Raw genomic sequence first — 12,140 nt, forward strand, 5'->3', positions numbered from 1 at the left:
TTAGAACAAAACTGGCCGGCAAAACACCGGTACAATACCGGAATCTTGCCAGCCAGTTAGCTGTATAAAATTATCTCCAATAATTGGGGTTCAGTTCAGTTCGGGATAACCACATTTTTCAACTTGATACTCAATTGATAACCGAGTTTTGTCACAGCTTGGCGGAACTAAAGGACGTCGCCATTAAAAATGGAATGACGGACTAACACGTAATCGACTTTCCGTAGTGAGGAGAGTCGTTTGCCACCGGCGTAAGAAATCGATGACTGGAGATCTTGGCGCATTTCAGTTAGTGTGTCACTAATCGCGCCTTTATAAGGGGCTAAAATCCGTTTGCCTTCGACGTTTTGGTGTGTGCCTTTTTGAAATTCAGAGGCGGAGCCAAAGTATTCTTTATATTGTTGGCCATCTTCTTCGACTAATTGACCAGGGGATTCGGTATGACCGGCAAATAGGGAACCAATCATGACCATGCTAGCACCGAAGCGAATTGATTTGGCGATGTCGCCGTTGGTCCGAATGCCACCATCAGCAATAATCGGTTTAGTCGCGGCTTTGGCACACCAACGCAGTGCGCCTAGTTGCCAACCACCGGTCCCAAAACCGGTTTTAATTTTAGTGATGCAGACTTTACCGGGACCAATCCCAACTTTAGTCGCATCGGCACCCGCGCGTTCTAAATCACGGACCGCTTCAGGAGTCCCAACGTTGCCCGCAATCACGAAACTCTTTGGCAAGGTCTTTTTGATGTGTTGAATCATATCGATGACGACTTGAGAATGGCCGTGGGCGATATCGATGGTAATGTATTCAGGAATCAGATCTTGTTCGGCGAGTTGATTGATAAAATCAAATTCATCGGTCTTAACACCGACGCTGATTGATGCAAATAAGTTTTTAGCATGCATTTTTTCAATAAAGGCAACCCGTTTTTCGGGTTGGAAACGGTGCATGACGTAGAAATAGTGGTTTTCAGCTAACCAAAAGGCTAGTGGTTCATCGATAATTGTTTGCATATTGGCAGGGACAACCGGAATTTTGAACGTTTCATTGCCGAAGCGGACCGTGGTATCAATCTCACTGCGGCTTTTAACGATACACTTATTAGGAATAAGTTGCACATCTTCATAATCAAATACGTCCATTGGAATTCTCCTTAAACACGAACATTTATTTTTAATCATACGAATAAATTCGTACATTACGTATATTAACGGGATTCGAAGGGGAAGTCAACTTAAAAAGCCTATTTTAACCGATATCTCGATTAAAATAGGCTTTCGTAATATTAGAAGTAGCGTTTGCGCCAGAAGCGGTAGATGAGTCCCGCTGCAACAATCAGTGAAATGATGATGGTAACCACCCAACTTAGTTTAAAATCAGCTAAGGGGAGGGCGACGTTCATTCCGTAGAAACTAAAGACGAGACCGGGGATGGTCAGAATAATGGAATACGATGCGAGAAACTTCATGACGCCATTCATGTTATTATTAATAATGGACGAATAGGTATCGGCCGTTTCATTGATGATTGAATTCGAAATCTCGGCCATTTCGATGGCTTGTTGATTTTCGATTTGGATATCATCGAGTAAATCCAATTCATCTTCAGTCAGTTTCAAAAAGTTCGTGCGGACCAACGTGGCTAAGACCATTTTGTCGGTTTTAAGCGACATCATAAAATAAACTAAGCCCCGTTGAATGGCCATTAAATCGAAAAGTTCTTCATTGCGCAGTGAATTTTGCAACCGAGCTTCAATTCGTTCGCGGGAACGGTTGATGTCGCGTAAGTATTGCAGATAGATGGTGGAAATCCGGTACATAATTTGTAAGACGCTCCGGCGTTGGTTTTGGGGATTAAAATGTTTAATTTGATTGTCGACAAAACTCTGCAAAAAATTAACCGGCGTTTTATTGATGGTCAGAATCACAGAATCTGTTACAATAATGCCTAGAGGACTCGTTTTGTAACGGAATTTATCGGGATGTTGTTGATCTTTTTCCAAGTTCGGCATATCAAAAATAATGAGTGTCGCGTTGTAGTCGGGATCGTGTTCCACACGGGCACTTTCATCGGCATCTAAACTGTAATAAATAAAATCGGCTGGTAAATGTAGTTTCTTAGTTAACGATTCAATTTCAATGGGGGTCGGATCGATTACGTTAATCCAGCTATTCGGTTGAACTTTGTCGAATTTAGCGATTTTTTGTTTGGTTTCATCAAACCGGTAAGTTGTAAACATCATGTCACTTCCTTTAAAAAAATTATCTAATGTTAAGTCTACTGAATATTCTTAGAATGTAAAGTAGCAGGTCAGGAGAATTAGAATTTGAAAAAAATTGAATTAGCAAAACAATTTCTACAACAGCATCTAGCAGCACTGCAATGCCCCCTTTGTCAGGCGGCATTAGTGACGTTGGCGGGGAACAGTTTAACGTGCCAGAGTGGCCACAGTTTTGATCTAGCGAAGAACGGCACCCTTTATTTCCTACAAAAACAAATGAAATCTGAATACACGAAGGAAATGCTAGAACACCGGCGCGCTTTTTTGCAAGCCGGTTTCTTCCAGCCGTTTCTGACGGCGATTGCGCAACATTTAACGCCTGATAGTCTGATTTTGGATGTCGGCTGTGGGGAAGGGACACCGATTCAACAATTGAATCAACAAGTCGCAGCGGACTATATCGGTTTTGATATCTCGAAACCGGCCATCCAATTAGCGAGTGATTATAATGCAGACGGTTGGTTTTGTGTCGCCGATTTGGCGCGGATGCCATTTGCTAATCAGCAGTTGGATACGGTGTTAAATATCTTTTCACCTTCGCAATATCAAGAATTTAAACGGGTGTTGAAACCCGGTGGCCAACTAATTAAAGTCATTCCGAATGCAGGGTATCTACACGAGTTACGTGAATTATTATACCAAGGCCAAGCTAAAGAAAGCTATGACCACGGTCCGGTGTTGACGTTATTTGAACAACACTTTGAGACGTTTGAGGCCTATCAAGTTCAACAAACGATGACGTTAACTGAAACGACTTTAACGGATTTATTGGCGATGACCCCACTGACTTGGACGGCGACAAAAGCCCAATTAGCGGCGATTACGTTGACTCAATTACCAGAGATTTCGTTGGATGTCACGATTTTAGTGGGGAAACAATGAGAAACTAAAGTAATTTTAATAAATCTGATTGCAAGTCCAAATAAAGGGCGTTATAATGAGTGCAAGGAATTTTTTCCCTAACTTTTATCAGAATTATTTTTGATAAAAGCTAGTGATGAAATGACACTAACGTAGTTTCTCGCCGTGAATAACCGAGGAGCTACGTTTTTTTATGGTTCAAGCAACAGTAGAGCTTTGATCGTAAATGTTGTATACTTAAGCTACTGAATCTTTTTTAAGGGAAGTAAAATTGTGACTAATCATATTGTATTATACGAACCACTAATCCCCGCTAATACGGGAAACATCGCCCGGACTTGTGCCGGTACCAATACGGTCTTGGATTTAATTGAACCTTTAGGTTTTGAAACGGATGATAAACATCTGAAACGGGCCGGACTCGATTATTGGGACAAGGTCAACATTCATTATCATAAAAATTTAGAAGCCTTTTTAGCCACCGTTCCGGATCAACAATACCTCTATTTAATTACGAAATTCGCCAAGGAAGCTTATTCGGATCGGGATGTGACCGACACGAGTGTTGATCATTATTTCATGTTCGGCAAGGAAACAACCGGCTTACCTGAAACGTTTATGCGCGATAATGAGGATAAATGTTTGCGCATTCCAATGTCCGAAAATATTCGGGCGTTGAACTTATCGAATTGTGCGGCATTAGTGATTTTTGATGCGTTACGCCAACAAGATTTCCCGGGTTTAGAAAAGAGTCATTTATACGATCACGATAAATTAAAATAGGGAGAATTATGATGCAAACAAAAAAAGACCCCATCAGCGTTGATGCGTTTCATTTTGACCGCGTTGCGTTAGAAACCGAACCCCAACAAAATATTCAAGTCAGCTTATTGGCGATTGAAGCGGATGATCAATATTTGCAAGAAGCTGATTTAGCAGCTGGCAATATTTATCAAATTGTGACGCCTTTCCAAGTGGTGCCTGAAAAGAGTGGTTTTGCCGTCTCTGGTCAGATATCCCGAGTCGTTCAACTATTAGATTTCTTCGGTAAACCGGAAGAAATTGATCAAAAAGAACTTAAAAAATTATCGCGACCATTAATTGAATACATCGAAACTTTGACTTATCAAGTCACGACGGTCGCATTAAACCGTGGCGTCCAATTACAATTTACCGCCGCATTAACTGAAGACTAGTTAAGCGGGTTAGTCACCGTTTAAACGTTATAGACGCTTAATCCATTGTTGGGATTAGGCGTTTATTTATTAAGCCAGACTTTTTAGTTAAATGACAGTCACCCGGAACAAAAGTTCGTGTATAATGAAGGTCAGACAGTTTTGAAGGAGATTTTATGGCAACTCAACGAAAAAAAAGTAAACCACGTGCAAAAACAACGAAAAAGAAACAAGCGACCGTTGACTACACCGTAAATATTATCGGCTTTATCTTTATTTTAATTAGCCTTTTTGCTGGTTTAAAATTAGGGTTTATCGGGGCTTTATTTGCGAATGTTTTCCGCTTATTTATTGGAGACACCTACGTGCTAGGCGCGATTCTTTTTGCCCTACTTGGTTTTTACCTAATGATTTACGGCAAACAACCGCCATTATTTCAACGTAAAACGCTTGGTTTTAGCGTGGCCTATGTCGGTGTTTTGATTTGGTTATCCGCGTTTGTACTGCATCAACAAGCGATTAATAATCATTTTATGTCGGCGACCTGGCAACAATTATTTGAAGATTTTCAGAAGATGGCCGTTACCACGGATGTCGGTGGTGGCCTAGTTGGCGCGACGTTATACAGCGGTGCCCATTTTCTGTTTGCGCAATTAGGGACCTACATCATTGCCGTCTTAGTGATGATTGTCGGCGTCTTTATCTTTCTGGATATCTCATTTAGTGTGGTGATTAAGAGCTGTCAGCATTTCATTCAAGGAATTCTGAAAGTCAGCGGTTATACCAAACGCGGTTTCCAACACGTTTCGGATAAGAGTCGTCAACAACTGGCCGCTCTAAAAGAACAAGCACAAGCCCAAACGGACGAAGATTCCGGTGAATCAGCCACTAAACAGACCCCTAAAGCACCTGTTGCAACGCCGCCGAAGGTCAAGGTGCCGGATGAAGGCTTTACGATTAATGGGCCCAAACAATTGCCTAAACCAATTGCGAGTCGGACGGCTGAAGTAACTAAAGCAGCCAAAGCTGAGACTGAGACCGAAGAACAAGTACCAGATATGGCCGAATTGGCGAGTCAGAATGCAACGGATGATGATTATGAATTACCGACACCAGAATTGTTAACCCAGATTCCGCAGTCTGATCAAAGTGAAGAATATCAGACGATTGAAAAGAATCAACAAGTGCTCAAACAAACGTTTGATTCCTTTGGCGTCGATGTGGTGGTTAAAAGCGCCAGTCTAGGGTCAGCCGTGACGAAATATGAAATTCAACCCGCCGTCGGCGTTAAAGTCTCAAAGATTGTTAATTTAGCGGATGACTTGGCACTCGCACTTGCGGCCAAGGACATCCGGATTGAAGCGCCGATTCCGGGCAAACCGTATGTCGGGATTGAAGTGCCGAACAAGACGGTCTCAACCGTTTCCTTCCGTGAAATGATTGAACAAGAACCCCCTCATCCGGGTAAACCGTTAGCCGTGCCATTGGGGAAAGATATCTCCGGTAAAGTCATCATGTCTGATTTGTCGAAGATGCCGCATTTGTTAATTGCCGGTTCAACCGGTAGTGGGAAATCAGTCGCAATCAACGGGATTATTACGAGTATCTTAATGACGGCTAAACCGCACGAGGTTAAACTGATGTTGATTGATCCGAAAATGGTCGAATTAAACGTCTACAACGGCGTGCCCCATTTATTGATTCCGGTGGTCACCAACGCTAAAAAAGCGGCTAACGCGTTAAATAAAGTCGTTAAAGAAATGGAACGACGCTACCAATTATTTGCCGATACCGGTCAGCGGAATATGGTGGAATATAATCAATATATTCAAGGTCATAATGAAGACGGTGAGATTAAAGGCACACCGTTACCGTACATTGTTGTGATTGTCGATGAATTATCTGATTTGATGATGGTCGCCAGTAACGAAGTCGAAAGCGCGATTATTCGACTCGCACAAATGGCGCGGGCTGCCGGCATTCACATGATTGTCGCGACTCAACGGCCTTCCGTCGATGTCATTACCGGTTTAATTAAAGCCAATATTCCATCGCGAATTGCTTTTGCTGTATCGAGTGGGATTGATTCGCGTACTATTTTAGACAGTAGTGGGGCTGAAAAACTATTGGGTCGGGGCGACATGTTGTACATGCCAATCGGGGTCAGCAAACCAACCCGGGTCCAAGGCGCCTTTATTTCGAGTCAAGATGTCGAAAGCATTGTATCCTTTATCAAAGCTCAACAAACAGCGGAATACGATGAAGAGATGATTCCGACGACTGCTGAAGAACAGGGACCAAGTGAAGCACCCGAAGATGAATACTATCAAGACGCGGTCGATTTAGTGGTGCAACAACAAACGGCGAGTGTCTCGATGCTGCAACGCCGCTTTAGAATCGGTTATAATCGGGCCGCGCGTCTGGTCGATGAACTTGAGGACCGTGGGATTATTGGCCCATCAGAAGGTAGCAAACCACGTAAAGTATTAGTCCAAAGTGCGCCGGAAGATGAAAATCCACCAGAATAAATTGAATCAATCATTGATTAGAAGTCAGATTGTGTTGTCAGTCACTTGGGCAGCACTATCTGGCTTTTTGAGTTTACCTTATTTTTTTGGTATGATAGAATGCGTGTGATTACGATTAAAATAGCCGGGATTTAAAAACGGTATTTTAGCTGTTAAACCGGTGAGGAGCGTCATGATGAATCAAAAAATAACAGATGGTGTTTATTTAAATATCTTACAAACCCAACAATTTAAAACAATTCGATTATCAATTCAATTTATCGCACCAGCGACTAAAGTGGGCTTAACTAAACGCTCACTTTTGGCGAGTGTCTTATCGGCCAGTAGTCAGGATTATCGGGATCAAGTCGCAATCGCGAATGAGTTACAAGCGATGTATGGGGCTGGTTTTAACATGAACGCTTACCGACAAGGTCAGTTAGCCATTTTTAACGTCTCAATGCGCATTGTGAGTCCGCAATATCTACGCGACCCTCAAGACTTACAACAACAGGCGATTGCGTTCATCGGTCGGTTATTATTTAAGCCGGATTTGGTGGACCAACAGTTTAACCCCGTCGTTTTTGAACGGGAAAAAGAAAACATGGCCCGCTATATTGCCAGCATTGCTGATGATAAACAGACGATGGCGTCGTTGGCGTTACGCGACTTATATTTCACGGATGAGACGCAACAAACCCCTAATTTCGGGGATGCAACGGATTTAGCGGTCGTCACTGCGACGGATTTATACGAAACGTATCAGGCGATGTTAAACAATGATCGCGTCCAAATGACCTTGGTAGGCAATATTGATGAAGATAAAGCCCACGCTGATTTGGCGCAATTAACGTTTGCGCCCCGTGACAGTCAACTACCCGCTATTTTTTATCAACAACCGTTGAGTGCAACGGTTCGTGAAGCGACAGATGAACAACCCGTTCAACAGGGCAAGTTGAATTTAGCCTATCAAATTCCCACTTATTTTTATCAACAGAATTATTACGCGATGTTAGTCACCAACGCCTTATTTGGTGGCACACCGTTGTCATTGCTATTTACCAATGTTCGCGAAAAAGCGAGCTTGGCCTATTATGCATCGAGTGGTTTAGATCCTTTTCGGGGTGTGATTACGGTCCAAACCGGGATTGAAAGTCAACAAAAAGACCGGGTATTGGCGATTATTGAAGAGCAACGCCAAGCCATCATCGAGGGCCAGTTTGAACAAGCTGTTTTTGAACAAACGAAATTAGCCTTAATTAACCAATTTAAATCAAGTTTAGATAACGCGGCTTATTTGGGCCAACAACAACTGAATCAACTATTTGTGCCCGAAACCGAGATTGATGCTGACCAATTTACCGACCAAGTTTTAGCGGTCACGAAACAAGCCGTCCAAGAACAAGCTGCGAACATGCGGTTACAAGCAATTTACTTCCTGAAAGGGGTCGATACAAATGAAGCTTAGACAAAATCCCCGCTTAGGTGAGACGCTCTATGAAGAAACATTAGACAACGGATTAACGGTTAAGCTATACCCTAAAAGTGGTTATCATAAAACGTATGCCATCTTGACGACTAATTATGGATCGATTGATAATACGTTTATGCCGATTGGTGAAAATGAATATGTGACGTTACCGGACGGAATCGCCCATTTCTTAGAACATAAATTATTCGAAAAAGCGGAATATGATGCTTTTGAAAAATTCGGAATTTACGGTGCGAGTGCCAACGCCTTCACGAGTTTTACGCGGACCAGCTATCTATTTTCAACAACGAGTCATTTACAGGCTAATTTAGAAATCTTATTGGATTTTGTCCAAGAACCGTATTTTACACCGGCAACGGTTAATAAGGAAAAAGGGATTATTGGTCAAGAAATCCAAATGTATAATGATGAACCTGATTGGCGTTTATTTTATACGGTTGTTGGTAATTTATACCCACAACATCCGGTGCGGATTGATATCGCCGGAACAGTCGATAGTATCGCTAAAATTACGGCGGATGACTTGTATCAAGCTCAAAAAACATTCTACCAACCTAGTAATATGAGCTTGTTTATTGTCGGTCAAATCGATGATCCGCAAGAAGTTCTCGATTGGGTGAGTGCTAATCAAGCGGCGAAAGAGTTTGACCAGCCCCAACCGATTGTCCGGTCATTGCCGGCTGAAGCAGAAGATGGTAGTGATATCATTCCATATCGTTCGATGACGATGCCGGTGGTTCGTAGCAAGAGCATGGTTGGTGTCAAAGGCTTAACCGACTTTGGAACGGGTGAAGCCGGATTGGTCGCTAAGTTAAAGATGAACTTATTATTGGAAGTTCTATTTGGCGATTCATCAACCCAGGTTCAACGCCTCTATGAACAGGGATTATTGGACGATAGCTTCGGTTATGAATACGCGATTCAACGTTCCTTTAATTTTGTGACTTTAGGTGGCGATACGGACGATCCTAAAGGCCTATCGGATCAATTGATTGCGATTTTAGAACATTATCAAGACAGCCCCGACTTTACGGAAGCTAATTTGGCGTTGGTCAAAAAAGCGGCGTTGGGCGAATACTTACAAGCCTTCAATTCACTAGAAGCGATTGCGAACCAGTACAGTGATGAATTCTTTAACGAGGTTAGTCCGTTTGATGTGCTTGGTTTGATTGAACAGGTGACGCTAGCCGATTTGGCACAAGTCGCGGCCGATTTCTTTAAGATTGAAGCCATGACGGTTTGCCATATTTTACCGGAGGAACAAGCTTAATGAGACATTCAGCCTTGGTGATTGGCGCTTCAGGTGATATCGGGATGCGATGTGCCCAACGGTTGGCTAAAGCGGGTTGGTCACTATACTTACATTATTATCAAAATGGTGAACGGATTGGCCAACTTCAACAACAACTGAGTCAAGAATATCCACAACAGGATTTTTTGACGTGTCAATTAGATTTAACGGCGGAACCAGCGGTGATCCGAACAGCGATTGACCAGTTATTCCAAGTGGACGCGGTGATTTTTGCGGCGGGGATGACGACTTACGGTTTATTGGATGAAATTCCGGTTGAAGCGATTAATCGCTTGTGGCTGGTCCACGTTCAGACGCCAATTCAAATTTTGCAACAGTTACAGACGAAACTGGCCCAAAGTGATTTAGGTCGGATTGTCTTTATTGGTTCAATCTATGGCGGTCGGGGGAGCGCGATGGAAGTCCCTTATAGCACGGTTAAAGGGGCGCAGTCGGCCTTTGTGAACGCCTACGCTCAAGAAGTCGGCACGTTAGGGATGACGGTCAACGTGGTTGCGCCTGGCGCAGTTGCGACCAAAATGAACCAACAATTTACGCCGGAAGAACAACAAGCAATTGCCGCGGATATTCCTAACGGGGCTTTTGCGACGACGGACCAGATTGCGTATTGGGTCCAGAGTTTGTTGGCGCCTGAAGCGGATTACTTAACGGGTCAGACGTTATACGTTAACGGTGGTTGGTTAAAATAAACAAATCTTAAAGATTGCCGATAGGGGCAATATGCTATAATATTGAATAATGATAATGGGATAATAGTGGGTGGATTAATATGAATGAAATTGGTCAAAAATTACGTGAAGCACGAATTGAAAAAGGATATACGCTGGATGATTTACAACAAATTACTAAGATTCAAAAGCGTTATTTAATCGCGATTGAAGAGGGTAATTTTGATGCCTTACCTGGCAGCTTTTACGTGCGTGCGTTTATCAAACAATACGCCCAAACGGTTGGCCTTGATAGCGAAGCTTTATTAGCGGAATATCAAGATACCTTACCCAATACAAAACCAGAAGAATACGTTGAAAAATCAGTTGAAAATCAAACACGTTTAACGCGTGAGACGACTGATTCCAAATGGTCGAAATGGCGTAATATGGTGCCACAAATTTCGATTGTCGCAGTTGTGATTGTGATTATCGGGATTGTTTACGGGATTGCTTTGAGCCACCGGGGGACGGATAAACAACCATTGAATGAATCGAGTTCTTCAGTGACTGTTTCAGGTGATAAGGCTGATACAAAGGATCAAGATAGCAGCAGCTCAACTTCAACCGCTAAAAACGATAGCAGCAAGAAAGCAGCGAGTGAAAGTACTAAAGCGAAAAAGGCGAGTGAAAAAGCGGCTAAAAAAGCAAAATCACAAAAATTATCCGCTTCAATGACCAGTATTAGTGGTTCACAACAAGCCTTTGCCGTTAAAAATTTACCTAATAAAGCCAACACACTAACGTTCTCTGCCGAAAATTCAGCAGCGTGGGTCAGTTTAACGGTTAATGGTTCAACAATTTGGCAAGGATCAGTTGCGGTTGGCGCGAGCCAATCAACGGAATTACCAGCTGGAACGACCGCCTTTTCAATCCAAACTGGGAATGCACCTGCTACTAAGATGAAGATTAATGATACTGAAATTAATTTAAGTCCTAATAACGAAACCACTTTTGTACGGACGATTAGTTTTACAGCAACATTAGCGAAGTAGTAATTAACCTTTGGAGGTCTTTTTGTTATGAATTTACCGAATAAATTAACGATGTTCCGGATTATTTTAATTCCGGTTTTTACAATTATATTAGTGTTTAACTTACCAAGTAGTATGGTCTCAGTTGCGGGTACTGAGATTGCAGTCAGCTCAATCATTGCAACTGTTATTTTTATCATTGCCTCTTTAACCGATTTATTGGATGGTAAAATTGCGCGTTCACAACATTTAGTGACTAACTTTGGGAAGTTTGCTGATCCATTAGCCGACAAACTATTGGTCATGACTGCGTTTATTTTCTTAGTGACGTTAGGCCAAGCACCCGCTTGGGTCGTTGCGATTATTATTTGGCGCGAATTAGCGGTGACTGGGTTACGGTTATTGTTGAGTCAAGGCGGCGAAGTGATGGCCGCAGCAATGCCTGGTAAAATCAAAACAACGACACAGATGTTAGCCATTATCTTGTTATTGCTAAACAACGTCTTCTTCGCCAATATCGGTTTACCATTGGCGCAAATCATGTTATACGTCTGCTTATTCTTCACCATCTATTCAGGTGTCGATTATTTCTGGAAAAACAGAACAGTCTTCGCAGACTCATTCAAACAATAGAGTGCTACCAGTTGCGGTCAGCAACTGAGCATTAATAAAAATAGCGAACTATGACGATTCCCAGTCATGGTTCGCTATTTTATTTTGGCAATAATTTGATGTAGCTCAAAAAAATAAGTGTCGGTTGGGTATCTTAATATGAGCGGGGAAAAGATTGAGAACGTTTGTTCGATTTGTGCTTGCAATTTGACGCTT

Annotated in this window: 11 protein-coding genes; 9 read left to right on the plus strand and 2 right to left on the minus strand. The window is 42.5% G+C overall.

The window, feature by feature from the left end:
* Positions 1-167 precede the first annotated feature (167 nt).
* Entirely contained in the window at positions 168-1,145 is a 978-nt protein-coding gene (locus LFUMFP_RS03390) for a GMP reductase (RefSeq protein WP_106483069.1), read from the minus strand.
* 143 nt (positions 1,146-1,288) lie between these two features.
* Positions 1,289-2,242 carry a magnesium transporter CorA family protein gene (locus tag LFUMFP_RS03395; protein ID WP_056950678.1) on the minus strand — a complete coding sequence of 318 codons (954 nt, stop codon included), beginning with the start codon at positions 2,240-2,242 and terminating at the stop codon, positions 1,289-1,291.
* An 87-nt stretch (positions 2,243-2,329) separates the two neighbouring features.
* Here LFUMFP_RS03395 and LFUMFP_RS03400 point away from each other — a divergent pair, with 87 nt between their 5' ends.
* The 9 genes from LFUMFP_RS03400 (at position 2,330) to pgsA (ending at position 11,945) form a co-directional block, all read left to right on the plus strand.
* The gene (locus LFUMFP_RS03400; protein ID WP_106483070.1) at positions 2,330-3,166 is read left to right on the plus strand and encodes a methyltransferase domain-containing protein; all 837 of its coding nucleotides are present in this window, start codon (positions 2,330-2,332) and stop codon (positions 3,164-3,166) included.
* A 252-nt stretch (positions 3,167-3,418) separates the two neighbouring features.
* Positions 3,419-3,928 (plus strand): tRNA (uridine(34)/cytosine(34)/5-carboxymethylaminomethyluridine(34)-2'-O)-methyltransferase TrmL, encoded by a 510-nt coding sequence (gene trmL, locus LFUMFP_RS03405; protein ID WP_025083835.1) that lies wholly within the window; start codon positions 3,419-3,421, stop codon positions 3,926-3,928.
* 11 nt (positions 3,929-3,939) lie between these two features.
* Positions 3,940-4,341, plus strand: a complete 402-nt coding sequence (locus LFUMFP_RS03410) for a DUF1149 family protein (RefSeq protein ID WP_025083834.1) — start codon at positions 3,940-3,942, stop codon at positions 4,339-4,341.
* A gap of 155 nt (positions 4,342-4,496) precedes the next feature.
* Positions 4,497-6,848: an FtsK/SpoIIIE family DNA translocase gene (locus tag LFUMFP_RS03415; protein WP_106483071.1), complete on the plus strand. Its 2,352-nt coding sequence runs from the start codon at positions 4,497-4,499 to the stop codon at positions 6,846-6,848.
* A 175-nt stretch (positions 6,849-7,023) separates the two neighbouring features.
* Positions 7,024-8,295, plus strand: coding sequence for an EF-P 5-aminopentanol modification-associated protein YfmF (gene yfmF, locus LFUMFP_RS03420; protein ID WP_106483072.1), 1,272 nt, complete (start codon positions 7,024-7,026; stop codon positions 8,293-8,295).
* Positions 8,285-9,589 carry an EF-P 5-aminopentanol modification-associated protein YfmH gene (yfmH, locus tag LFUMFP_RS03425; RefSeq protein ID WP_106483073.1) on the plus strand — a complete coding sequence of 435 codons (1,305 nt, stop codon included), beginning with the start codon at positions 8,285-8,287 and terminating at the stop codon, positions 9,587-9,589. The genes yfmF and yfmH overlap by 11 nt, the downstream gene beginning before the upstream one ends.
* Positions 9,589-10,320: an elongation factor P 5-aminopentanone reductase gene (gene ymfI / locus LFUMFP_RS03430; RefSeq protein WP_106483074.1), complete on the plus strand. Its 732-nt coding sequence runs from the start codon at positions 9,589-9,591 to the stop codon at positions 10,318-10,320. Before yfmH ends, ymfI begins: the two co-directional genes overlap by 1 nt.
* 80 nt (positions 10,321-10,400) lie before the next feature.
* A complete protein-coding gene (locus LFUMFP_RS03435) occupies positions 10,401-11,333 on the plus strand; it encodes a helix-turn-helix domain-containing protein (protein ID WP_025083829.1) in 933 nt (310 codons plus the stop codon).
* A 27-nt stretch (positions 11,334-11,360) separates the two neighbouring features.
* Entirely contained in the window at positions 11,361-11,945 is a 585-nt protein-coding gene (gene pgsA, locus LFUMFP_RS03440; protein ID WP_025083828.1) for a CDP-diacylglycerol--glycerol-3-phosphate 3-phosphatidyltransferase, read from the plus strand.
* Positions 11,946-12,140: the final 195 nt, after the last annotated feature.

It is taken from the genome of Latilactobacillus fuchuensis (assembly GCF_900258455.1).
Classification (GTDB): Bacteria; Bacillota; Bacilli; order Lactobacillales; family Lactobacillaceae; genus Latilactobacillus; species Latilactobacillus fuchuensis.